The organism is Mucilaginibacter aquaedulcis (assembly GCF_030409325.1).
Classification (GTDB): domain Bacteria; phylum Bacteroidota; class Bacteroidia; order Sphingobacteriales; family Sphingobacteriaceae; genus Mucilaginibacter; species Mucilaginibacter aquaedulcis.
The window spans coordinates 1,347,364-1,372,685 of sequence record NZ_JAUFPR010000002.1 but is presented as its reverse complement, the minus strand read 5'-3'; the positions used below and the strand labels follow the sequence as shown (position 1 = coordinate 1,372,685).

Here is a 25,322-nt window from a genome sequence, read left to right as displayed (position 1 = left end):
CAAAAGCAAAAAAGCATCTTGGATAAGAGCATTTAAAATCTTAAGTTCTCTGATATTTTATATGGATCGTGTAAAAAGCACAGGGATCGACCTTGTGATTATTCGTAGCTGTAGATATTTCTAAGTTAGCTTGATTTTGCCGTACCTCGTTAAAAACGAACAATTTTCATAAATAAGCTCCTATGATTGTTAGCAGGATCACTGCTTTAGTAAATAAGTTAAAAGCCTAAGAAATTTGTATGCTAAGCCTCTTTTTTTATGGTGAACTTGAATATTTCCGCAAAGCTATATTGTCTTTACTGAAACAGCGTACAAAGAACTGCTTTGGAAACGCAATGCTCTTTAGATCAATTAAAGATAGTCCGAGAATAGGGTGAACATCCAGAACTATATAGATCACCAATTACGCATATAGATGGGAATGAGCCGCGATTTTAGAAACCAGACCAGAATAACTGATCTAATTGGGGGATTTTGTGACGGTCTGATGATGGTTGGTGAGAACCAGAATAAGATTAGAAGTTTAATATAGGAGCAGCTGTGTTTATTCACTTCAAACTATCAGCAGATTTCCAAATTGTAACTGAATTTAAATGATATTTCTGACAATTTCTACCAATTGGAAAGACCGTGCTGAATCTAATCACTGATTATGTAAAACTACGACGCTTATCCAAAGTGATTTGTTCGGTTCCGTGTGTTGGTGCTGTAACAAAGATACCAGTTCTTATCTGCACTGACGAATTCCATGATATTAATTGTCTGCAAAAATTAGCTGTTTGGGTTGGTATGCTTCAATTGTGAATCAAGTAGGACAACCGAGAAAGGTCATGAGAAAGTTTCGAAAATTACCCATGTATAGAATTTTAAAAAGCTTCTCAACAGGAAATAAGGCATCTCACCTAAGTTGATAGTCAATACACTGAATTATTCACCTTTGGTTTTTGGTCAGAAGTTCTGCTTTGATAGTTGAAGTCTAATCGACTTCTTTTAGTATGTTTTTGTTGCGTAATATATCGGCAATAAGGATCATGGTGCAATATCCCCAAAACACGTTATTAAAAATGAATTCAAAACTCAAACCCCTCCAGAAGATTTGAAAGAGTCCGGAAAAGATTAGCGCTGTACCTATTTCATAACCGCCAAAGAGGGATTCTGCTCTTAAAGAAATTAATTGAACTATGGCTCCGTAAATAAAGAGACTTAAAAAGACTCCTACCGCCCCTCCCGATAAGTAGGCATCGACAACATAAGCTGGTTTAGCAGAAACAGTCGAGTTCGGATTGATGACACCGGCGGCGTAAACGCGTTGCATCACAAGTTGTTCAGTGTTCGGTTTTGATGACCAAAAGATCCTGGGAACCAAAACAATAAAAGCTTGTTTGATCAGGTCAAAGTTATAATAATGAATTTTTGCAGGTGTAGTTTCGATGAACTGGGTGAACATATCAATTTCACTTAGGCGATAAACCAAAAAATCCCACGTAGTTTCGTCGGCTACAGATTCTTTATTAAGGGCCGCATCCAGTGCTTCCGATTTGGCTTCTTCTGCGTTTTCTGCCCCCGTCCAGGCACTCTGACGGAAGACAGCAGCATACGTCGGCAAAACCAGAAAGAGAAAGAGTATTGCAGGTACAAATGTGATCAGAACCATTCGTTTATAGGTCGGATATAAGAAAATGCCGAGAACTAATACGCTTAATAAGATAGGCTCCTTAAAGCCCGAGGTCAAAGCCGTAAGGAAGTTTGAAATATAAAGGAACAAGCAGATTAGCGTGTTTAAAATTTTTTTTCTAGGAATCGCAAAAGCAAGTGCAACTGTACAACCAATAAAACTGAGCGAGGTAAACTGATTTGAAAACTGAGACAGTCCGGGAATGACTAGAAAGATAATGGACAAAGGAAACGAGATGACCGCTGCCCAAAACAATAAATCTGCAAAATCCAGTTTGGCTAATGCATAATTTTTTTTAAAGCGATAATCGATAAAACACAGCAAGCCGGTCGTAAATGAAGCATGACCAAGGCAGTAGTAGCGTTGACAAGCCGCTGCCAGTGCAAGTTGATTTTCATCCACTACAGCATATATCTTCTGAAAGTTATGATAGCCATAAATGTTCATCACGTAGAAAATTGACGTACAACACATATAACCCGCAAATATGATTTGCACTAGAAAGATTGGCCTCATGATTTGTCTGGAAATTGGGAGATCATCAGGTAATGGCTTCATTGATCCGGAATAACTCATGAAAAAAATAAAGAAGGAGCCAAGCCATGCCACCAGATAGGATACAGTTGACGATCCAGAGATTAATGTAGCAATGATCCATGGCAAAAATAGCGGCAAATATTTAACCGGCGCTTCTTTATTTTTCATGTATTTAATCCTCGATTAGTTTGCGCTCAATTTCAACGGCTATTGCAGTAAAGTTCCAGTCCTGAATAATTTTTTGAGAATTTCTTCCAAGATTACGTAGGAATTCCAGCGATGGGGTCATCATTTTTAATTGTTGGGCTAACGCTTTTCTATTATTACTTGAAAAGATCGCTCCGTTTTTTGAAGAAACCAAATCAGTGGCACAACCGGTCTTGTCGGAAACGAGCACTGCTTTGCCAACAGCCATCGCTTCATTTACTGCCAACCCCCAGCTCTCTTCGGGTCCACCTGATGGGAGGCAGAATAGATCACAGCAATTATAAATAACCGGCATGAAAGACTGTGTTTGAAAAGGCAAAAAATGTATATGAGGGTGTCCGTTTGCCAAATGCCGTAGCTTGCTTTCGAGCTTTCCGGCTCCGCAAAAAAGCAAATGCGTACCTCGAACGGATGATTCTAAGTATGCCTGAAGTAGTAGGATAGGGGATTTTTTCTCTTCGAACTTTCCCGAAAACAGAATTACGATCGCTTCTTCAGGAATGTTTAGTTGTGTACGCAACTGGCGGGCTTCTTCCAACCTCTTAAGGCTAAAGCGTTCGTTATCCACCGCATGAGGGGTAAAACTCAACTGTTCGTCTTTGAATCCGTATTTCTGGAAATAAGCTTTATTTGCTGTACCTACATAAAAAGCATGGTCAACGTGACGATATATTCGACGGAGCAAAAGGTATTTGAGCTTTTCTTTTAAGTTTTTATCTTCATCCAGTAACGTTGAATCACCACGAAAATAGATGGGAAGCTTGCCGCTAAAATGTCTGAGTGTTTGCAAATGACTTTGAAAAGCCCAGCCAATAACTAGCAGTGCGTTTGGTTGCCAAGAAGTGATCTGGGCCGGAAGGCTAGGAGTGATAATTCCTCTGAAATGGTGCGTGCCTGGTTTCGAGGCGTTGTTCTCTGCCCATTCGTATTCATAGCCATCCAGCAAGGGAATATCCCAGCGGATATGCTGTCCAAAACCTGGATCATAGAATTGGTCTCCGTAGTTACCTGCAGAGTAAAAGACACGGATGGAAATGCGCTTCCTTTCTTGTAGGAGTCGGAAAAGCGGTGCATAATATTGAATTGGATGAGTTGTAACGATAGCTAATCTTTTCACCTTTTTATTGTATAACCTGATCAAATAAATTTGATTGGACATTAGTCATTACTTCGGCGGAATATTGGTGTATAACGGCAGCATTATAATCTGGATTTTTGAGTGTTCCACAGCGCAGTTCCTCAAAAAACAAATGAACTTCTCTTAAGCTGATATGTTCATAATTGTAAACATGTGCTGCCCCACATGCTTTTAGAATCTGACCTGCCGAGCTTTCTTTATGCAGAATTGCCAGTAATGGCTTGCGACAGAGCAGATAGGGGTAAATTTTCGACCCTGTGTAAGCAGGATCATCTGATCCCGGAATGAATAGTGCGTTAGCTTTAAGTAGTGTGATAAGCGTATGATAATAGCTGATCCGGTCTGTCTGTTCGATTACGAAAGATTCCAGCCCGAATTGTCTCGCGAGTGGCATAATGGTGGGCCTGCCTTGACCCGATGTCGCGTAACTTGTGCCGATGAAATGGAATCTAAAATCGGCATACTGTTTCGGATGATTTTTAATCGCTGCACTGAATGCTTCAAAAAATGGAGAAATGGCCAAATGAAAATCCTTACCTCCCCGTCCGATATAAACGATATTAATAGTATGTTCAGGTAATAGCGGTTTAAACAAGCCGCGATTGCTAAGAGCAACACCCATATCTGCAGCGAAACCTCCGAAGGTAATTACTGCCGTAGGAATAGACGTAATTTCGGGATAGCGGGTTTGGATTTGCACAATATAAGCTTGAGAGACGCTAATCAATCCATCAGCGTTTTTCAACGCTATTGGTTCCAGGTATTTATTCAGTCGGTAAGAGAACCAATATTTTGGAGGCCGGTCTTTCTTATTCTTGTGCAAATAATAATCAGAGTGCCATGGGTCCTGAAGGTCAATGACATAAGGTATCCCGAATCGTTTTTTCCAATAGGCACCTAAAACACAGACTGGAAATTGTGTGGTCGAGAAATAAATAAGGTCGTAATGTCTAGTTTTCAATAAGTGATTGACCTTTTGCTTGTAATACCAAAAAGAACGTAGCGCAATACTTCCCAGGCCGAGCTTCGAAGTAAACTGCTTGCGCAATGCCTTAACATGGTGAACGATAACGGAGTCTGGTACCGTTTGTAAAAGTAATTCATCCTGGTTAATATCGGTATATTGAGGAGCGACGGCAACCACTTCAACGTCCCAGCCGTTTTCGGCAAAATATGGGAGACTCATCCGTACTCTTTGCATATCGGCCGCATTGACAGGCGGGAAGTATGGGGAAATTATAAGCAGTTTTTTGGACAATTATTTGATTTATTGAGGAATGTATAAAAAAAGTTTCATAAAAAGGTCATAGTCATATGATATTGAAGAAATATATTCTTGCTGATAAGCGAATCAAGGTGTATACCATGTTGATGCTACTCAGCAAAAAGACGCCGCTGGAAGAGTCTATACCTTTAAAAGAATCTCGTCAACCATGTTGTAAAGTATCTCAAGCTGATCCTCGAGTAATTGCTTGGCCAAAGGATAATTTACCGGGGAAAGATTGATCTGTAAACTAGCTGGTTGATTCAATAAATAGTTTTGATGAGCTTAACAAGCTTATTAACCTCAATCTGCCATGAGAATTTGGATCGGTAATGCTCGAGCATTTTTCTTTTTAAGCCAGTCAATTCATTGTTCTGCAATTTAATACCCATAATGTTCAGTATTTCAATCAGCTCATGGGATTGATTCTGTTTGTACAAAAATATTAAACCTGGACATTGCCTAGCTATTTCTAGTTGCCCCATCGTGTGTGAAGCGATGACCGGTAAACCTGCTGCCATGTAATGAAACAGCTTATTTGATATTGTCAGGTATTTATTCGGCGGCTTTTCTAACTCAAGAGCCAAACCTACATCGTATTTTATCATGTCTGCCTGGATTTCATTGTTTTTTAACATTGGCAAAAATTCTATGCTATCTTTTGCCGTGATCAGTTTACTCAGGTTTGCTTGATAAGCTTCAGTTACAATCCCTCTCAAACTCAGCCTGCACCGGGTGGTACTTTCTGCCATGCATTTGATAAAAAACTCTAGCCCTCGACCCTCACCAATGGTTTGGGAAAACCAATATAGTTGTAAAATATCCTGCCGGGGTTGTCTAACAATACTTTCAGTGTAGTTAAATGAATTGTAAATAACCGCAGGTTGTCTCAAGGTTCGATAATAGGATTGCATGGTTTTTGCCATAGCAATAGAAGTGGTGTAACATGCTGCACCTGTTTCAATGGCTGTTTTTTCAGCATTTTTCAAAAGCTTTATAGGCCGGGTCTTGTAAGCTTGGGATAACAAATCTTCGGAATACCAGTCCTCCATATCGAATGCTACACGCTGGTTTTTCACCAGAACGCTTCCGATAACAGTTGCCAACTCCTGGTGCATAATATACAAACCGGCTCTTCGTAGTGCTATCGTTTTTTTTAGACGATAAGCATCATAACCTAAAAGATAAATGCTTTCGATACCTAGTTTTTTCATATACAGTGCCGCTCTTTTAATTAGCCGCGCTTTGAACGAACGGAAATTCCGCTGTCGTAAGTCACTGTAAATCTCGTATCTTATTTTTTGACCGGCAAGTAAAGACAGGTCTTCGCGATAGAGATCATCGCTATAAATAGCTGTTAGAATGGTAATATGGTAACCAACTCCAGCCAACGCCAGCGCTTCTTTCAACACTCTTGGATTTCGACATAAATGACTTTGAGATACAATGATAATATTTTTGCACATGTGCTCGCGGAGGAAATAAAATTTTTATAATTTATCTTTTACTGATTGCGCAATTTCTGCAAACTTAAGCGCTTGTTTCCCCAGTTCAAGGTTTTCCGTAATGTAATCGCGGGGTGCGAAGATTCCATTGTTCAGATTTTTGATAAATGGAAATAATTGTTCTTTAAAAGTATTCAAATCCTTGAATTTCATTCCGCAACGATTGTCCCAGTACGGTACAGAGCTAACCTCTTCAAACTGTATGTAGTGGGGATAAAATGCCGGATCTTTCCACATACCACCTTTGTCCCATGCCAAAATCGGAGTGCCGGTTGATAATATCTGCTGATAGGCGAGGCCTTGGGTTTCATGCTCGCAAAGGAAAATAACAGCCTTGCATTTGGATAGTTTTTCACTCAAAATGTCATGGTCATAATGCCCGTACTTAATAACATCATAGGTGAAATTTTGAGCTTTCAGTTCAACAATTAAAGGCGATATCAATACTTTTTCGTAATGATTGTGTTCCCATCTTATTTTATCATAAATTAGAAAATCGTAAGTCGTTTTTGTTTCTTTTAGTAAGGGATTCCATCTTTCAGTATCAATGCCTACCGGCCAGATAATTAGATTTTCAGCGCCATAATAAGGTAAAAACATCTGATACATCCAATTACATGGCACGATAACTTTTTTGACAGTTGGATAACGTGCGAAAAGGTCAGGGCAATCTAGGGGATGAGAATAAGTTGCCGGACCGAATATGATAGGATTTTTCCAATTTTTGCTTAATAAGACTTGTGGTTTGCCGACAATACAAACAGGCTCGCAGATATGATTGGCAGCGTACTTAAAATTATTAAAACGATATGGGTGTGCAGTTTTATTCAGTCCCTGAAGCAACTGAAGGGCAAACATCATCATTCCGCCAGGTTTGGATTTACCACGGACAATCCGCCTGATCACTTTTCGGGGATATCGGTCATATTTTATCCATCTATCCGGATCGGGTTCTTGATAAAAGATATTTAAAGGAGTCATCATCTTATCTTCTGTGCCAATACAGCATAGCTCATACCACATGAAGAGGGATCCATCCCTTCAATCATCTTTTTTAATGATCTGAACCCGAACTGCAGTGGGAATCTGGCGGGTGATAACGGCTTGGCAAACATCTGTGTGCGTCCATCCAATGTTACGGCCTCAATGGGTTTAAGCCCATTATCGAATAACATCTTTTCTAAGATATGTGGCCACGGCGTAAAAACGTGATGATTTAAGTCCAGATCTTTTTGTGAAAAACAACTTAATACGCCTTTCATCAATAGGTTTATCCTGGAATTGCTCCATGATGGGTTGGGAGTAGTTAGTAAAAGATAGCCACCTGGATTTAAATGTTCTGCCAGATTTTTCATGCCTAGCCATGGGTTTGTCAAATGCTCAACTACTTCGAGCAATGTAACAATATCAGCTTTGGGATCTGTATAAGGAAACGGCTGTTCGATGTTCCATTTCCGACAAGCTTCACCCATTGGTTCAAGATCAAACCCTCGATAGTTGACAGATAGAGGATCGCAGTAATCTTTCAACGCCCCATCTCTACCACCTATATCGGTCAATGAACTTGCCTCAGATCGGTTTTTCGATAGCATTTCAATAATGTTACCAGCCCATATATATCGATTTATTGAAAGATTTTTATCAAATTTCATAAGTCATTAAAATAATATTTATACAGCTTCCGTAATAACTGCATTCTTTTCGCGAACTTCCAACCCATCATTTTTGCTAATATATTTATTGCGACTCCGCCCATATTTTTTTTGAATTTATACATGGGTAGATGTTTTAATTCTGCATCAGCACATTGGAAAACTTGTGGACTGACAAGGTAAGCAATCATAGCGACCTCTATCAACTGGCGATATGCGGCGCGTAAAGCCTTGTCATCTGAACGTAGTTCAAATAAATATTTTTTCTTTAATAATGTTGATTCAAGAAGGCTTTGGAGGCCGTCATTTCCTGCAAAGGATGATAGATTATCGTTTGAAAATTGATATTTCCGGTAATAATTAAAGCCTTCAGTTCGCACAACACGGTCGGCATTGAGGACAACTCTTGCAAAAAACTCACCATCGTCATCTAAAGTGAGACATTCATTCCAGGAGCCCTTGCTATCAATCAGTGATTTTGGCGTAAGCCAAGCATTAGGTTGCACCATTGATCCCTTAAAGTCGTATCCACCCCAAAGTCTTATCATAAAATCTACAGGATCATTTGTACTGTTTAAAAATTGTTCATCATAGGCTGATGGTACACTCCTAGAAGGCAGCGTCCCGTCAAAAAAATTTATGGTACTGCATACAGCCACAGCGTTGTCGTTGCTGGATGATAGGGCAGTTACTTGTTTTTCAATCTTATCGGGACTTAAAAGATCATCTGCATCCATAAATTGGATGTAAATTCCCTTCGCGATGGTTAATGCTACATTCCGTGCTACGGCAGCACCTTTATTGGGTTGATGAATAATTTGTAGCGCCGAGTGAGCATGTAACTTTGCTGCATTGTTTGTCCCGTCAGTTGACCCGTCATCAACCACAATAATCTCGATATTTGGATAAGTCTGATTAATGATGGATTGCAGACATTCTCCAATAGATTTTTCGCAATTAAATGCCGGTATACAAACCGATACTAAGGGATTGTCTTTTGCCATGCCTTTTTATAATAGCCTTCTTTTGAAAGGTCAACATAATGATGTAAAACACTTTGTTGATTTGTGATGTCAGCTTCGCACGGATTAACGATGTAACGGCTTGCATCAAGCACAATTGTATGTCGTTCTCCGATAATCATAGCAGTAAGGGCTTGTTCCAAATAGTAGCTTGTGCCTTGTTTTTCCTCGAGTAACCCAATCCATTGTTCAAGACTATCCCAGTTGATGCATGAACTGTCAAGTCCTATAGCGCCTACATTGATAAGTGGTTTAATTTCTTCACCGCAAAGGTCTTTCATCAAACCTGATGAGTAGCCATATGCTTCGTCGCAATCTATCAAGTGCAATGGGCCAGTAGGCTGTGTTAACCAATCCGTGAGTGCAACCGGATCATTCCAAAAAAGCATATCTGAGTCAAGTACAAGTTTCCAAGGAGTACCCGAGAGCGTATGGATGTCAGTCAGTTTTTTGATATGCGGGTAGATCGCTCTTTTATGATGAAGCTGGGGATATTTATGAAGAGGGATAATATTTTGCAGGTTGTGTAATATCTGGCCCTTGGTAACAATCGTTGCACCGGGTAATTGTTGTTTTATACGATCAATCAGCTGACCATCAAAGCTGCCATCGTCAACTAAAATGAACCTGAAACAGCATTTACTGACTAAATGTAATGAACGAATGCAAAAAAGAGTTTGGTAAAAGTACTTGTGACCTGTTAAAAAATAAATCGGTAACCCATCTTTTGATGAAGATATTGGCGGCAAGTATGTGGAAGCTTGTTCCATTTGCCTTTGTGCACGTATTATTTTTCGATAGTTAGAATAGCCACCGAAACGGTTAATCTGCCTGAACTTTGCCTTAGGATTACGGTACAAAAAATTTATGAGCGACTGCATTGATTTAACTATGAATTTCCTCTGCCAGTCCTTCGAACAAACCGCACGCTCCCCGCCAACGAATGTAAGAAGCATGATTTTTCCACGCTTTATAAGTAAACCATGCTTTGATCTTTCTGGGCAAGATACCGCTCTTCTTTATTGTTTTCCATGGATTGATCCGATGGCTTTGCAATAACTTCGCCCACGACTTGCTGGAGTCATTAGCCAAACGCGCTAGGTAAGTTGGGGTCAGGCGCTCAGCAGGAATTATATGTTTTAGTACCAATTGCGGAAAATAACCAATTTGCCAACCTGACTTCATTATCTCTAATATAATATCATTATCGCCACCCGAAGTTAGTGAGGTAGGTGTTCGATCACTAATTGTATTTGTTCCCAAGCTTATTTTTTTAATGTAGCTATTTAATGCTGTTCTACGGATAGCCATACCTGCTCCGATAGGAGCAGTATCCGGATAGGTATGATCCCAACTGGTCGTAAGTGCCTCGTCTCCAAAGTCTCTGAGTGCTAAAATGCTGTAAAATTCAGAAAGCCAATCTGGAGGGGATATTTCAAAGGAAGGCACTGATTTTCCACCAATTGCGCCAATGTAAGGATAACGGTTGAATATATCATACGCCTGTTCAAGATAATCGCTTTTGAGGACATTATCATCATCAACCATCAAAATGAACTCTGCATTTGATTCACGAAATCCCTTAAGTCTTGCATAAGTTAAGCCTTTTTTATTTTCATTCACGAGACGGGCTGACGGATGCCAATCGAGATTCAGATTTTGCTGAAAGTTATTGGAAGAATTGTTATTAATGATTATTAGTTCCCATAGATCTAATTTCATTGTCTGTCGCTTTAAACCAACTAACGTTCTTGACAAAATGTCCTGATGGGGATTATAAGTGGGAATAATAACAGAAAATTTCATTTATTTATCAGTATATCCGCCTTCATGGGTATTCCGGTGAACTTAAGTTGCGCGGAAATAGCATTTTGAACCACCTGAGTAGAAATGAGCTGCATGCATTTCCTATGGTGAGGGCATGCATTATGGAACCAGCAGGGAGAACATTCAACATGTGAATAAATATTTGTAAAACAGTCATATCCGGACTGGTCCGGCCTTTCGCGACCTCCATAAATGATAACAGCACGGCAGTCTGCTGCCCGAGCTAAATGCATCATAAAACCCACGTGCGAAACCAATAGAGCCGCGTTGCTTAAAATAGCGGCTGATTGGCGAATAGTTGTTTTCCCTCGTAAGTCGATCACATTGCTGAGCGGTGTATCCGTTGACGCGCCTAACTGTATCACTTCATATCTCCCAGTCAGGCTATTAACAACTTGCTGATACTTTTCAACCGACCATTCCTTATTGCCCATCGGGAAAAGAGCCGCAGCTGTTGAGGTAGTGATAATGATTTTGTTTTTTGCCCATTTAGCATCATGCTTCTCTTCTATTGTAAGCTCGAGCACGGGTTTGACCTTGATAGCCCCATACAATTGCACATGATCGGCCATTTTTAGAGCAATGTGTTTATTGGGTATTTCATCCCTGTCCGTGTCTTTATGATAGAACGTATATTTAGGAAATACTATTTTTACTCCAAGTAAGCCAAGGATGGTACTTGACAATAGCGTACCGAATGGCATCACATGCTTAATATTGTTGTTTTGTAAAAATATATTATCGTGATCACTTTTAATCCAGATATTTTTGTATCCATTTTCATAAAGTTCACGTGTTAAGATAGTTAGTATTAGATTGTCTCCCAACGCTTGGCCGAATGCGATTATATGCGAGGGTACTCCATATTTTAAAATTCTGGATAGCGTATTCAAAATTGTTTTAAAATTACTGCTCAGATTAGTTCTTGGTTTATGAATAGATTCCGTCATTTAATTTAACTGCCTTTTATCTGTACTAACGATATTCAATGAAGCTGGAACTCAGACGCTGAATATGTAACTCAACAATATAAGTACGCATTGAAATCGCATGTATGTTAGCAAAATGGGGTTAAAACGCATCAGTATCAAACAATTCAGTTTATAGAATTCCAACGGATTAGTATTTTTAGTCGTAATAATAATCGAGTGCGATAATTGGACTGGCTAAGCGCTCGCTGGAAAGCCTCTTCATTCAAAACAACAAGTTCCCGCAAATATTCAACAAATTTTTCTTGATGATAAACCTGATGAATTTCGTTGGCGGCGATCAACTTGCTGACCCACTGTTTGATTTTGGGCAAGTAATCGTAACTTATGATAATCATAGGATAGAACATTTGATCATGAATCCGTAATTCAAAAGGCAAGGGTGCAATATTCAATAACAATAATTGTTCCTGAATAAACTCCAATTTATTATGCCGTTGTTTTTCATTGTGTTTTCCCGAGACTTGATTTTTGCTGATCCGGTAATGCAGCAACCTTTCAGGAATGTTGGCCAGCTTTAATTCCCTCGATAGCGAGATCCACATTTCATAATCTTCACTTGGTTCATAATCAACTTTATATTGTATTTTATGAGTACGTAAGTGATTCTTCCGCAGTATTACGGTAGGATGGCAAATCGCGCAATCAAATAATAAGTTAATTTTTATCCTGTCGGGATCGGCTTCTGAAACCCAGTTGAAATTCCTTAACTGACCATCCGCTCCAGTAAAATTAAAAAAAGTACCACACACCGTTATATCAGGGTTCTTTTCCATAAAGGCGTACTGGAGTTCAAACCGGGCAGGTAAAGCGATGTCGTCGGCATCCATGCGCGCGATGTATTTTCCGGAAGCTAAAGCCAGTCCTTGGTTCAACCGCCTTGTATAACCCAAATTGATATTGTCATCAAAAAAACGAATACGTTGATCGGTGTACGAAAGCACAATTTCCCGGGAATTATCCGACGAACCATCGTTAAAGATCAAAAATTCAAAATCTCCAAAAGACTGGGCTAAGATACTGTCAATAGCTTCTTTCAGATAGTCTTCCGTATTGTAAACGGGCATAATGACAGATATAGTCGGCATTATGGTGTTAATAAAGTTTTTTATGGTTAACTGCGTTGATCCACTTATCGAAGCCGTCGGGATTCCAGTGAGTATCACTTCGGTAAAACAAATTTTGCTTTGTTTTCTTGAAATCATCAAATACAGAGATGACGGGCAGGGTGGTGGTTTTTTCAAGGCGTTCCAGCAAATGGTTATACTGCATTCGCTTATCTTCATATATTGAAACTGGGTTGGGTATCACCGATAAAAAAATCTTTTTAAATCCTATAGACCGGTAATATTTTGCGGCATTGTTCAGATTTTTATTCAATACAGTCAGTTCCATATTATCAAATTTTCTAAATGATGATAGCTGATTTGTCATGTCAACTGTGGCATTCATCAATAGTCTTCGCTGATCGGTACTTATTACCACTTCTTTCGGTAAACTGCCAATCAGTTTGTAATTAAGCTCAGCTTTCAATTCTTTGGAAGGTGTAAAAATAGTGTTTTCGAAGAGAAGGGTTTCCAGATTGCGGCTGATATCCTTATTGAAAAATATATTACAAAACCGCTGCCAAAACGAAAGTGCTTGAACTGTACCAGAAGGCTTGTGCAACAGATCCAAGTTCTGCCCCGTTTGCAATTCGGGGGGGAGGCATTTTGTTTCCGTCGTCTTATCAAAGTCATATTCGTTTAAGTTGCGCTCAGCAAATTCAAGAACAAGATAGCTTTGCCTCGATCTGTCAAGCACTAAAGGGCCAAAGGGAAAACGGTCATCCAAAAAAATAACCCTGTCAAAGCCTTTGAATGCACCGTCCATTTGTTTATCAGCAAGATAACTGTCACCGATCAGATAAAGATCGCGCCCTGTAACTTTTGTAGTATCGCTTTTGAAGTATTTCTTATACGGTTCGAGTTCAAACCTATATTGAGGAAGATAACAAAGTCCATACAAATCGCCGAAGCGCCAGCGGTCAGATTGCACCATCAATCTATGATAAAGCGAGTTTGTATATTGGAAACTATCGGTTGATAAATGATCAAAATACCTGTCTTGCTTTAGACGGTTGATAAATGAACGATCCATTGCAAGGAACAGTATGGAAACGTTTACGAGTAAAACCGACAGGGAGATTATTTTTCGCACTAAAATTGGAAATAAATGAACTGCGCTTCACTAAACACGCCCAAGAAATAACATCCAATACATAAAGCCACACCAATGATCATTTTTTTAAAATTGGAAAATCCGCTGAGATTACGCAGTGACCATTCCAGCGCGGTCAATCCCCCGATGATAGCACAGCAATAGACTATGCCTTTCAATGGAATAATATTTTCTGCAGTATAGTTAAAGTTATTGACAGTGATAATCCTATGTAAAATGGCCCAACCATCCTTCAGTGTATCGGCGCGAAAAAAAATCCAGGTCAAGCTTATAAGATTAAACGTGATCGCCCAGCGTAGCCATTTAGAGGATATTTTCAACTTAAAGCGGTTAAACAATTGATGCGCGATCAACAGAACACTATGGATCATTCCCCATATAAGATATTTACAGTTTGCCCCGTGCCACAGTCCGCTGACTAAGAAGACAACAACGATGTTTAAACTGGTGCGTAAGTATGTGCCCCTGTTTCCACCTAAGGGGATGTACAGATAGTCTCTAAACCAGGTTGAAAGCGATATGTGCCACCTTTTCCAGAATTCAGCAATGTTTAGAGACAAATACGGCATGTTGAAATTTTGCATTAGCCTGATGCCAAGCATTAAACCAGCTCCAATAGCCATATCGGTATAACCGCTAAAATCACAATAGATTTGAAACGAAAAGAAATAGGTTCCCAAAAGCAGGTCCAAAGCCGAGTGATGGTTCGGGTTGGCAAAAACACCATCAACAAATATCCCAAGCCGGTCGGCGATCACCACCTTTTTAAATAAGCCTAAAATCATCATCATCACCCCCTGAATCAACAGGTCTTTGTTAAAACGTTGCTCGTTATTTAACTGTGGCAACAATTGCTGTGGTCTTTCAATAGGACCAGCAACCATTTGCGGATAAAATAGCACATATAAGCTGTAGCGGCCAAAATGAAGTTCAGGTTTTTGATTATTGCGGTATACTTCTATGGTATAACTCATGGCCTGGAACGTATGAAAGGATAGTCCGATAGGCAAAACTAAGTCAAGCAATGGGATTTGAGGACCGCCCAGATGACGGGATAATGAATTAAAGCTTTCGGTGAGAAAGTTGAAATACTTAAAATAAGTCAATATCCCAATATTAGTTACTAGGCTGATAATCAAAAAGATTTTTCGTTTTATACCAGTGGTCAAACTGATCAGGATAGCAGTCGAATAATCTACGATGATTGTGAAAAAAATAATAAGGATATATGTCGGTTTGAAATACATGTAAAAATAACAACTCGCAATCAGCAGCCAAAACCATCTTATCCGGTGCGGCAGTAAATAATAAAGTGTTGTGACGATAATAAAAAAAAAGAGAAATAGGAGTGAGTTAAATGACATGTAAACGTTTCAAGAGTAAGTGAAATAGTCTGCTGATGATTTGGGGATCAGCCTTCATCGCATAATGGAAAATTTGTCGGTTTTCTTTCCTCCAAAATAGCCTGAACGAAGGATTCCAACTCGTAAATAATTCAGTAAGCTTGTTTTTGTGATTCTTGACATCGGACAACGGATGAATCATTTGACTAAGCGTATAAATAGCTTCATAATGTTCTTTTACATTCAATAATCGTGTATTCGTGTCTGATCGCGTCGTAGCCTGATGGTATCTGAAATAGTTTAGGGGACGATGGCAATAGCAAACATTCGTGTGTTGCAAAATCGAAAACCACATTAGCCAATCCCCCGTGCATTTTAGTTTTTCAATTCTTTTAAGAAAAGGGGATTTCATATAAGCATTGCGTCTAAATAAAACACAGCTTGCGTTGGGGATAATATTGGCTACACGGTTATAGGTACTGTTTAAATGTGGGCCACTGATCACAAAATCTGATGTCCATAGGTTTGGCGATAATTTTTCTTGCCATCGACTCCACCGGCCAGCGATGTTGTCCTGTTCATCAATCTCTAAGGAGTCACAATACGCTAAATCAGACGATGGCGATGTCATAAGTGCATCAAGACAACTGCTTAGCATGTTTTGATCTGCGTAATCGTCGCTTTCTGCAATCCACACATAATCGCCCTGAGCCAGTGCGACACCTTTATTCCATTGTATAAAAGGACTTCCGCTGTTTTGGGCATTGTAAATAATCTTTTTAACGAGTGGATGGATACGGTATTCTTCGATAATAGCTCTACTGTTATCGGTTGAACAGTCATCAAGTATAATCACCTCTAAGTCCTGATAGGTTTGCTCTAAAATAGATGCTAGCCGTTTTCTCAAAAACTTTGCGTGATTATAGTTAGGTATAATTACAGAAATCAAAGGCGGCTGAAAAGTTGTTTAACAGCATGAAAGGGGTTGATGAAGAACCTGCCTATCTGCCATGTTGCCGATGCCTTGAACCGTGCTTCGATTGCGGTCGATAATTTACTATACAATTGGTCAGCAATGAAAATACTGGTTGCTGGCAATTCGTAATAGCCATCAGAAGCCACAACCAAATTGTAAACCGGCGTAAAAAGCATCATGTTCTCGATTTTGTTATAATCACCACAATGAATCTGGGCAGCTTGAAGGCTGTCCTCGGCTATCATAACAGAGCCAGTCAGAAATCGTTGGTTAAGGAAAGTCGTATTCTTGAAATATCGCAGGATCAGTTTGCGGAACTGGTCGGCATATAATTCTTTGACATGAAATGGATTGTTATAACCTGTTTCGTCAGTGTAATATTTTCTATCGGGTGACGACATGATGAGGATACCATCTGGTTTTAAAATACGTTTGATTTCAAGCAGCATTTCGTCATGTCTGTCATGGTGCTCAATGGTCTCAAAACTAATGACCACATCTATAGAGGATGGTTCAAGCGGCACCTTTTCTGTCGATCCGGTAAGAAAAGATAAGTTGTGTCGTTTATATTTGTTCCTAGCCGCCTTGATTGCCACTTCACAGATGTCAACCCCAAAAGCAAATTTTGCAACTTCGCTAAGTAGGTTAGTTCCGTAGCCCTCTCCACAAGCAATATCAAGTACGACTTTGTCGCAGGCATATGGGAGCGACAAGCTATACCGATGTAGATGTTCAACCGTGTTTTCATTAAAAACAAATGTTTCCAGGCGTTCGCCTGACCAGTGTTGCTCCATATATTGAAAATCTAAATTTAAATCAGCCCCAATATTTTGTAGATATTGATTCTGATTCGGTTAAAAAACACAATCTTTTTCCATTCATAAACTCGACCATGAGCATCCTCTGACCAAATTTTGAAGTGATCTTCTTCCCAGTGAGATTTCATTTTCAGGTCAAAAGTTTTCGCACTGTCATGAATATGTGCCACAGAAAGTGATTTTCTGATCATCACCCGACGTTTACCTTTAACAAGCCGTAACCATAACTCGAAATCGAGTGCGCAATGTAATTCCTCCCAGATCGGTTGATGAATGGTTGAAAGCCAAAATGTCGACGGTTGTATAAGAGAAGGTATTTTTATAAAATAATCAGTATGCGGAAGCATCCTAGATAATTCGTATCTTTTGGTGGCAGGTATGAAATTAAGACCATATCCATAAACGAATTCGGCCTTCTTTTTCAAAAAAGTTTTTGCTACCTGTATAAAAGTATCTTTTAGGTAATAGTCATCACTATTGATCCAGCCGTAAATTGCCCCTGAGGCTATGCTAAAGCCCATATTAATGGCCTGTCCTTGTCCTTTGTCCTGTTTAGTTTGCCAGTGACTGATCCACGGTTCATATTTTTTTAGAGTATCAACGGTTGAATCGGTGCTTCCGCCGTCCATAATGATATACTCGAGGTTAGGATAATTTTGTAAAAGAACCGAACGGATTGTTTGTTCGATGAAACGGTCCTGGTTGAAAGATGGAGTAACAATGGTGATTTTCGGCCACGAAATGCTGGGATCATATAACAAAGATGATGTTTCTTCAGTGAATGGCCATCCGGATTGTGCATTTGCGGGAAGTGGTAATCCTGCCATCAGCCCGGTACTGGAATCAGGAATAATGGGAAGGGGTAATTGAACGCCCTCTTTTTCAAACTCTGAACGATATTTGTGAAGATCAGGGAGATTCATAAAACAGGATTTATAAGGTGTGATCTGGCAGCAGATAATACTTGCTGTACGCCGATTTCATTTATGTCATGCTCAGACCAACTATCATAATATTGTTTGTTTGGTTGAAAATCAGGTGGTAAGACCACACGGAGTTGGTCAAATATTTCTTTCGGGTATGGAACGAATCTGCCGTAATGATTACCTTTTGAGATACAAATAGCGGGGGTTTGCACGCTTGCAGCAATATGAACGGCGACGGTATCACCCGTGATTAGAAGTCGTGCACCGGTGATCAGTTCGCAAATCTGAATGAGCGAATATTGACCAGTCTCGTTAGAAAAAAAAGTACAAGGAAGCCCGTCAGTGATTTTTTTGCTTGCAGCTATTTCATCTTTGCCACCGGTTAATATCACGTGGACACCCATTTCTTCGATCAATTGCCTGCAAAGGTTCTGAAACTTGGCAGGGTCCCAACGCCTGGTAAAATTACTGGCACCACAAAATACGACGATATAGTTACTTTGTTTGCTGATTTGAGTTGTCGTTTCTATAGCTGGTCGGCTAAAGTTCGAGACCGGCCCGATAAGATATTCTACTATCTGCTTGTTTCTTTCAAACTCATGAACTACTTCTTTTTTTGTGAAAATGAGCGACGTGTAGTAGGTATCTGTTTTTAGCTTTAACTCGGCAGGTTCATTAACTGTATCGCCATCAACCCCGATTTTGACTAGCGCTTTCACATAGCGAATAAGCCAATCCACAGAAAATTTTCTAGAATAAGAAGGATAGAAGATGGTATTCAGGCGCAGGTGGTTCAACTGAAACAAAAGACTAACCAGTTTCCATTTTAAAAAGAAATCGTCCTCATACCAAAAACACCCGTCAATATATTTTGCATCAAGATTTTGAACAAAATTTCCACAAGCTGGAGTTGTCAACAAATAGATTTTCCAGCCGGAAAACCTTTGTGATTCTCGAATCGCTTTTAAATAATTTCTAAAAAGTATATAGTCACCTATACCATCATTTTTAATGATAAGTAAGCTTTTTCGCTGTATAGGAGCAAAAAAGTAAATTGTGCGGACAAATACCGGAATAATTTTCCTCAAGATCAGAAATTTGAATTTTGAATACCCTCTTTGTAATAACATTTTATTCGCTTTTGTCAAATGCTTTTTGTCTTGCCGTTTCTATATCACCTGCAATAAGACTGGGTAACTTTTTTTTGGACAGACAATAGGGAAGTAACTTACCGGTTATTTTGTCAAAGATCGTATTACGTCTTAATAGTGGATTTTCAGAGAATAATCGAATAGTAAAAAGATGAAGATCTTGACCATTTGAATAAAAGTTCAAATTTAATTGGTCAGCCAATATCTTTAAAGATCTATGAGTATAGAATGCAATATGCTGACCGGTTTCAGGCGCAATGTACCACCAGTCGTTAGGTGATGAAATTTCGTGTTCGGGAACGATAAGCGTGGAGATAAGGACATGAGGTGCAAAACAGCTTAACGTCTTCAGAAGCCGAAAGGGGTCATAGGTATGTTCGAGAACCTCGAAACAAGTTACCAACTCGAAATTTCGGCTGTCGGTCGGGAGATCGGACAGGTCATGGTTTATAGCAAAAATATTTTGGCAATAAATGTCCTGCCGGTAAAAGTCCAAACCCTTATCTCTTAATAATCTCACTAATGTGCCGTATCCGCCGCCATAATCCAGCATACGCCCTTTGGTATCTAAATGTCTTGTTACGAGTTCAAATACCCGCTTGCTGTCACGTATGCATCTACCCAACAAGCCGATGTCTAATGAAGCAATTGCTGTCTGATAAGCTTCATCAAGCCAGTACGGCTCATCTGTTTGAAGCTGACCGCAATTCAAACAATGGAAATAATTTACATTATATCGAAACAACACGATAGCCTTGAACAAGGGTACAGAAGGATGGGCGCAAGCAATACAATTCATTTAGTTTGACATTTTTTTTAATTTAAGATAAGTTTGCTTTACGATAGGTAATTTTTGGCCTATGTGAAATTTTATCTTTTTAAAGCGTGTGTTACCTTGTTGAAATAGATTCTTAAAGGTGTTCCGATCAAACTTTTGATTTATACGAATAATTGCGGGATGAATAATAACTGTCAACTTGCTTGTAGGACGGTTTGCCATTTTAGAATCACTGTAGGTGGTGTGTGTCGCATTTGGGCCGAAACCAATATTCGACACCAGATTGACTACAGGTGTGACGGCAATACCGGAATTTTGGTAAAGGCTGTATGACCATTGAATATCCCATGTGTCTATTTCATGCCTGGCCACTTGTCCGAAGGTGGTTTTCCAGTATGCTCTTTCATCTTTATAAAAGAATGGAAGTTTTAATTTTTGTTCAAAGGTGTCAATAACATTTTCCGGGATATTGAAGCTGTAAAGGCACCAGGCTCTTTTCCAAGTTGCCCAACCCCAGATATGAATATAATTACTAAAATAATAACTATCTTGCCTAACCTGACGTTTTGGTTGGAAATTAGCACCTCCTACATGCATAATTTCTGGATGATCCTTGTACTTTTTCAATAGTTCGGAGCAAAATCCAAAAAAATCAATATTCGGCAGGCAATCGTCTTCAAGAATGATACCTTCTTCAACGTGCTCAAAAAACCAATTTATAGCACTCGAAACAGCCTTTCCACAACCTAAATTTTCGGAACGGAATAATGTCCTTACATCACATTCCCAGTCAATTCCGTCAACAACGACACTTCTGGATTCAAGACAGAGCACTTCTTCGTCCGGTTTTCCGGACCGAGGTCCGTCAGCGGCCACGTAAAGGTATTTTGGTTTAACTGCTCTGATCACCTCAAATACGCTGGAGGTGGTTTCCGGACGATTGAAGATCAGAAATAGTACTGGTGTCGAAAAGCTCATTTGGCTGAATGTAATGTTAAAAACTGCTTTAGTAGTTTGTGATGTTTAATAAGCCGGGATTTATTTTCGACAAGTCCCCTGAACCTTCCGTATAAGCTCATGAACGCAAATTGACTTTTAAGCCATTCATTATTGTTTTGTTTGAGCTTGCGGATGGGCATGAATAAAATCTGTTTAATGAGATCACATGTTAGATTTCTCACCCAACCATTAAGCATTGGTGCGATCGGTCTTGTATCATTTGCTAGCTGGAGATGGTAGTTAATCAGCAATATGTCGCTGTAGCTTAGCCAATATGAAAGTTCTTTAAGATACTTGAGGCGTTGACGCTTATGAGGTACAAAATGATGGAACAACAGATTGTTCGACGCTATAATTTTATATCCAGTAAGATAAAGCATCATGCATATTTCCACATCTTCTCCGCAAATTAAACTTCTTCCTTTTCTACCGGTCGTAATCTGTTGCCAGCCGCCTTCTATTAAGGCAATGAAAGCCGATCTGCGATAAACGGAACCTGCGCCATACACCCAATGTTTGATTTCTGAATCGTTTTGTGGGCCATTAACGTATTGGTTTGATAAATCGGCTATTTCGGGATTTGAGGGCTCTTCAGGCTTAAAAATTCCACACCCGCCTAATGCACCAATGCGGACATCACTGACCATAATTGCATGTGCGCGGGCAATATAATCCTGTGCTAGCCAATTGTCATCGTCACAGGTAAGCACATAATCATGTTGAGCAGCCCGAACAGCTTTTTCAAATGCGAAATTCTTTCCTAACCGAGGCTCTTCCAAAATGCGAAACGTACTATTGGGGATTTCAAAACGTTCCCATAAATACATTGCGGTAGCAGCAGTGCGGTCCGTTGATGCATTGTCTACAAGAATAACCTCCCATTCAACGCTTTTTGGAACTTGCTGGAGGGCAAGGTGATTTAAAGTTTCAGAGAGTCTTTTCTCACTATTATAACAACATATGATAACCGACATTCCCATACTATTCTAACAATAGATCCTGTCCATTTTTTCCTTGAATTGCGGATAGCTAAACAGATTTACATATCGTTTACGAGCGTTTTTACCATAAATTTGGCGAAGAAATTCATTCTCTAAAAGCTGTTCGATGGCCGATACGTGTACTTCTACGTCTATCGGCTTGACAACCTTGCCGTCTATTCCCTCTTGCACTGATTCAGGTAACCCTCCGGTTTCGGCCACGATACAAGGAAGCCCCGCTGACATGGCTTCCACGACGGCAATACCATGTGGTTCGACTACGCTTGGCTGATAATAAATGGTTGTCTCCTCTAGCCAGGCTTGCACGTATTCTACCTTTCCTGCAAAGATAATTCTGTCCAGACTTGCTGTTGAGCACTGATATTCTTCTAATAAAGCTCCATTTCCGAGCCAAATAAATTCGGTTTGAGGGTGATTAACGGTCACCAATTTCGCGACTTTTAACCATGTAGAGGGGTTTTTGCGGTTATCGACATGACCCATTGTCGTAATTCTGAATTTTTTGGATGATGATTTCTTTAGATCTGTATTTGGAAAGAAATCCTTCAAAAGACAATTATAAATAACCGTTATTGACTGTGCTTTAGACTGACGAAGGCGCCATGCTGAACAGATCGCCTGCTTCATCGAGTAAGATACTGTGATAATTTTTTTTCGTCTGCCTAGCCGAAGATTGCATGTGAAACGGGTGAAATGAGACATTAATATCATCGGTTCACTGTGTAATATATAAAATACCTTGGAAAATGGCAGCCAAAACAAGTATAGGTATTTTTCAGGCTCTGCGGCGGAAACGGTGATGGTGGCAAATTGATTAATGATGCTTAGCCATAAAATTTGGATTAGCGAACGGATAATCAGTAGTGATTCTCTAATATTCGTGGTTGGCCGATATGCAAGATGTGCATAGCGATGTAGGTAAGGCATAACATATACTGCCTTGCAATTATTCAGCTCTAAATTCTGCAAAAAATCACGTTGTTGTTGATTTTCTAATATCAGAATCACATTTTCGGCTCCTAAATAGTGAATCAGCGTCTTGAAATGCGTGTTTACTCCTCCCGAATCGAAAAGTTTAACGATTACAATATGCTTTTTCCTACTCATTTTTATGCGGATGCAGTAAAATAGACTTTAAGAATGAACGATCTTTGACCGACAGCAAAAAACGCTTTTTTAATCTGAGATTGTCCTCCAGTAAGTGAGGATCCGTTTGCTCAGGGCTATTATGAATCCTGCTAATGACATTTACCAATTCGTCAACATCCCGGCAAATGGTTGCATTATCAAAGCTGATCGTAGTATGTTTTTTATCAATATTGTAAAAGATAGTTTTATAACCAAGACTAATACTTTCAACTCCAGAATAGCCTGTAAAATCAGCAATGGTGAAATGAATAAAATATCCCTTTTTTACATTTTCAGGCAAATCTGTAATCCGTACAGACTTTCGGGTAAAATGTACATTTTGAGACAGACCGAGCAGTTCTGCCAATCTACAGCAATTGTCCAACACAGCGCGGCTTAAAATATCGCCTACAAATAAAAGCTGAATATCATAAATGTTGTATATCTTCAATTTATGCAATGCAAAAATGATATCAAAAAAGAAATTTTTGTCTTCATTTACCCGACTAACTACTGTGAGCTGTATCATAGTTTACTGTGAAAAGCTTAAACACTTTTAGTTTGGCGCGTATATTTTCAAGACCATATTGTGAATAAATTTCGTCAACTTGATATGGGTTAATACAAATAATTGTGTCACACGGGTTGGCGAACAGGGCATCCGGAAAAGGGTAAATAGAGTCCAAATACTGGGCCGAGTTGGTTACGTGCCAGAAAACACGATCACCATGAATAATCAATTTATATATTTTTTGAACGTTATATAAGCCGATCACCTGTACGCTTGCATAAAGTCTGTTGATTCGATTTTTTAAAATAAAGTTCCAATAAAATGTTCGGATCATATTCGCTGGATTCCGAAGCCCCTTGATAGAACCTATTCTGCTTCTAATCACTTTTACATTCATATCCCGAAAAATGACATCATAATATTCGATAGCATAATTGTTCAAAATGAAAATAACAGGTTCGATATGATTGGCTCGAGCGAAAGAAACCAATTCAAAGATAAGCCTTTCTGCTCCAGCCATTAAAAGATGGTCAGTTACGATGAGTGTTTTTTTCATAAAAGCAATGGACTGATTCAGCGATCTTGTGAATTTGTCCCTCAGTTATTCCTGGGTAGAGTGGTAAACTTAGGGAGGTGATGGCTAGTTCTTCTGCAACTGGAAAATCACCTTTAGCAAATCCCAAGCCTTTATATGCTTTTTGAAGATGGGGCGGTATCGGGTAATGTATTGCTGTCGAAATACCCTCCTCTTCAAGATGTGTTTTTAATGGATTCCGGTGCTTTGTGCGCACAACATACAGGTGGTAAACGTGTTCTGCACCATTCGCCGTTTTAGGTAATGTTAAGTCCTCAATATCCTGCAAAAGATCAAAATATAAAGTCGCTATACGTTTTCTTTCCAATAACCATCCTTTAAGATATTTAAGCTTAACAGACAAAATTGCTGCTTGGATCTCATCCATCCTTGTATTATAGCCGATCACTTCATACTCATATTTTGTTTTTGATCCATAGTTTCGAAGCATTCGCGCAGCATCAGCAAGGTCAGGGTCCTGTGTTGTTAACGCTCCGGCATCACCCAATGCCCCTAGGTTTTTGACCGGGTAAAAGCTTGTTGCGTTGATAGCCCCGAACGTCCCAGTAAGCTTCCCATTAAATGTCGCACCTTGCGCCTGAGCATTGTCTTCAATAACGATCAAATGATGTCTTTGGGCAATTTCCATAATCTGATCCATCTCACACGCCTGGCCGTATAAGTGTACCGGCATGATAGCTTTGGTGCGAGGGGAAATAAGAGCCTGAATGTTAGCCGGCGATATATTATAAGTTAAAGGATCGGGTTCTACGGGAACTATAGTCGCACCCGTATAAGTTATGGCCAGCCAAGAGGCGATAAAGGTGTTCGATGGTACAATAACTTCATCACCTTTTTTAATATCAGCCGCTTTTAAAGCAATATGCAGTGCGTCAAGACCGTTTGATGTACCAATACAATATTTAACGTCGTTAAAGTGCGCATATGCCGATTCAAATTCCTCCAGCGATTTACCAAGAATATACCAGTTATGATCCAAGACAAATTTAAACGCGTTCAAGATTTCTTCCTGAATTAAGCCATGCTGATTATCAAAGGAAAAAAAAGGAATTTTTGACAT

24 protein-coding genes are annotated in these 25,322 nt (G+C 39.5%); all 24 read right to left on the bottom strand.

Going from position 1 to position 25,322, the window contains the following annotated elements; genetic code table 11:
* Positions 1-976: 976 nt before the first annotated feature.
* Positions 977-2,380, bottom strand: coding sequence for an exosortase Y-associated Wzy-like protein (locus QWZ01_RS10185; RefSeq protein WP_290323209.1), 1,404 nt, complete (start codon positions 2,378-2,380; stop codon positions 977-979).
* Positions 2,381-2,384: 4 nt separating this feature from the next.
* Positions 2,385-3,536, bottom strand: a complete 1,152-nt coding sequence (locus tag QWZ01_RS10180) for a glycosyltransferase family 4 protein (RefSeq protein WP_290323208.1) — start codon at positions 3,534-3,536, stop codon at positions 2,385-2,387.
* A gap of 4 nt (positions 3,537-3,540) precedes the next feature.
* Entirely contained in the window at positions 3,541-4,815 is a 1,275-nt protein-coding gene (locus tag QWZ01_RS10175; protein WP_290323207.1) for a glycosyltransferase, read from the bottom strand.
* Between the two features lie 269 nt (positions 4,816-5,084).
* The gene (locus QWZ01_RS10170; RefSeq protein ID WP_290323206.1) at positions 5,085-6,230 is read right to left on the bottom strand and encodes a glycosyltransferase family protein; all 1,146 of its coding nucleotides are present in this window, start codon (positions 6,228-6,230) and stop codon (positions 5,085-5,087) included.
* Between the two features lie 81 nt (positions 6,231-6,311).
* Positions 6,312-7,349 carry a hypothetical protein gene (locus QWZ01_RS10165; RefSeq protein WP_290323205.1) on the bottom strand — a complete coding sequence of 346 codons (1,038 nt, stop codon included), beginning with the start codon at positions 7,347-7,349 and terminating at the stop codon, positions 6,312-6,314.
* Complete coding sequence (locus QWZ01_RS10160) at positions 7,307-7,978, bottom strand: class I SAM-dependent methyltransferase (protein WP_290323204.1); 672 nt, start codon at positions 7,976-7,978, stop codon at positions 7,307-7,309. Before QWZ01_RS10160 ends, QWZ01_RS10165 begins: the two co-directional genes overlap by 43 nt.
* Complete coding sequence (locus QWZ01_RS10155; RefSeq protein ID WP_290323203.1) at positions 7,975-8,982, bottom strand: glycosyltransferase family 2 protein; 1,008 nt, start codon at positions 8,980-8,982, stop codon at positions 7,975-7,977. The genes QWZ01_RS10160 and QWZ01_RS10155 overlap by 4 nt, the downstream gene beginning before the upstream one ends.
* Complete coding sequence (locus tag QWZ01_RS10150) at positions 8,961-9,770, bottom strand: hypothetical protein (protein ID WP_290323202.1); 810 nt, start codon at positions 9,768-9,770, stop codon at positions 8,961-8,963. Before QWZ01_RS10150 ends, QWZ01_RS10155 begins: the two co-directional genes overlap by 22 nt.
* Positions 9,771-9,885: 115 nt before the next feature.
* A complete protein-coding gene (locus QWZ01_RS10145) occupies positions 9,886-10,806 on the bottom strand; it encodes a glycosyltransferase (protein ID WP_290323201.1) in 921 nt (306 codons plus the stop codon).
* Complete coding sequence (locus QWZ01_RS10140) at positions 10,803-11,777, bottom strand: glycosyltransferase family 9 protein (RefSeq protein ID WP_290323200.1); 975 nt, start codon at positions 11,775-11,777, stop codon at positions 10,803-10,805. The genes QWZ01_RS10145 and QWZ01_RS10140 overlap by 4 nt, the downstream gene beginning before the upstream one ends.
* 146 nt (positions 11,778-11,923) lie before the next feature.
* Positions 11,924-12,904 (bottom strand): glycosyltransferase family 2 protein, encoded by a 981-nt coding sequence (locus QWZ01_RS10135; protein ID WP_290323199.1) that lies wholly within the window; start codon positions 12,902-12,904, stop codon positions 11,924-11,926.
* Between the two features lie 7 nt (positions 12,905-12,911).
* A complete protein-coding gene (locus tag QWZ01_RS10130) occupies positions 12,912-13,955 on the bottom strand; it encodes a hypothetical protein (RefSeq protein WP_290323198.1) in 1,044 nt (347 codons plus the stop codon).
* A gap of 59 nt (positions 13,956-14,014) precedes the next feature.
* On the bottom strand, positions 14,015-15,283 hold the full coding sequence (locus QWZ01_RS10125; protein WP_290323197.1) for an MBOAT family O-acyltransferase: 1,269 nt from the start codon (positions 15,281-15,283) through the stop codon (positions 14,015-14,017).
* 106 nt (positions 15,284-15,389) lie between these two features.
* Positions 15,390-16,328 (bottom strand): glycosyltransferase family 2 protein, encoded by a 939-nt coding sequence (locus tag QWZ01_RS10120; protein WP_290323196.1) that lies wholly within the window; start codon positions 16,326-16,328, stop codon positions 15,390-15,392.
* Complete coding sequence (locus QWZ01_RS10115; RefSeq protein ID WP_290323195.1) at positions 16,325-17,149, bottom strand: class I SAM-dependent methyltransferase; 825 nt, start codon at positions 17,147-17,149, stop codon at positions 16,325-16,327. Before QWZ01_RS10115 ends, QWZ01_RS10120 begins: the two co-directional genes overlap by 4 nt.
* Positions 17,150-17,166: 17 nt before the next feature.
* Complete coding sequence (locus QWZ01_RS10110) at positions 17,167-18,096, bottom strand: glycosyltransferase family 2 protein (protein WP_290323194.1); 930 nt, start codon at positions 18,094-18,096, stop codon at positions 17,167-17,169.
* Positions 18,093-19,187 (bottom strand): glycosyltransferase family 9 protein, encoded by a 1,095-nt coding sequence (locus QWZ01_RS10105; RefSeq protein WP_290323193.1) that lies wholly within the window; start codon positions 19,185-19,187, stop codon positions 18,093-18,095. Before QWZ01_RS10105 ends, QWZ01_RS10110 begins: the two co-directional genes overlap by 4 nt.
* A gap of 43 nt (positions 19,188-19,230) precedes the next feature.
* Positions 19,231-20,049, bottom strand: coding sequence for a class I SAM-dependent methyltransferase (locus tag QWZ01_RS10100; RefSeq protein WP_290323192.1), 819 nt, complete (start codon positions 20,047-20,049; stop codon positions 19,231-19,233).
* Positions 20,050-21,006, bottom strand: a complete 957-nt coding sequence (locus QWZ01_RS10095) for a nucleotide-diphospho-sugar transferase (protein WP_290323191.1) — start codon at positions 21,004-21,006, stop codon at positions 20,050-20,052.
* Complete coding sequence (locus tag QWZ01_RS10090) at positions 21,003-22,001, bottom strand: glycosyltransferase family 2 protein (protein WP_290323190.1); 999 nt, start codon at positions 21,999-22,001, stop codon at positions 21,003-21,005. The genes QWZ01_RS10095 and QWZ01_RS10090 overlap by 4 nt, the downstream gene beginning before the upstream one ends.
* A 12-nt stretch (positions 22,002-22,013) precedes the next feature.
* On the bottom strand, positions 22,014-23,135 hold the full coding sequence (locus QWZ01_RS10085; protein WP_290323189.1) for a glycosyltransferase family 4 protein: 1,122 nt from the start codon (positions 23,133-23,135) through the stop codon (positions 22,014-22,016).
* Positions 23,128-23,685 carry a hypothetical protein gene (locus QWZ01_RS10080; RefSeq protein ID WP_290323188.1) on the bottom strand — a complete coding sequence of 186 codons (558 nt, stop codon included), beginning with the start codon at positions 23,683-23,685 and terminating at the stop codon, positions 23,128-23,130. Before QWZ01_RS10080 ends, QWZ01_RS10085 begins: the two co-directional genes overlap by 8 nt.
* Positions 23,663-24,223 (bottom strand): hypothetical protein, encoded by a 561-nt coding sequence (locus tag QWZ01_RS10075; protein ID WP_290323187.1) that lies wholly within the window; start codon positions 24,221-24,223, stop codon positions 23,663-23,665. The genes QWZ01_RS10080 and QWZ01_RS10075 overlap by 23 nt, the downstream gene beginning before the upstream one ends.
* Positions 24,198-25,322 (bottom strand): DegT/DnrJ/EryC1/StrS family aminotransferase, encoded by a 1,125-nt coding sequence (locus tag QWZ01_RS10070; protein ID WP_290323186.1) that lies wholly within the window; start codon positions 25,320-25,322, stop codon positions 24,198-24,200. The genes QWZ01_RS10075 and QWZ01_RS10070 overlap by 26 nt, the downstream gene beginning before the upstream one ends.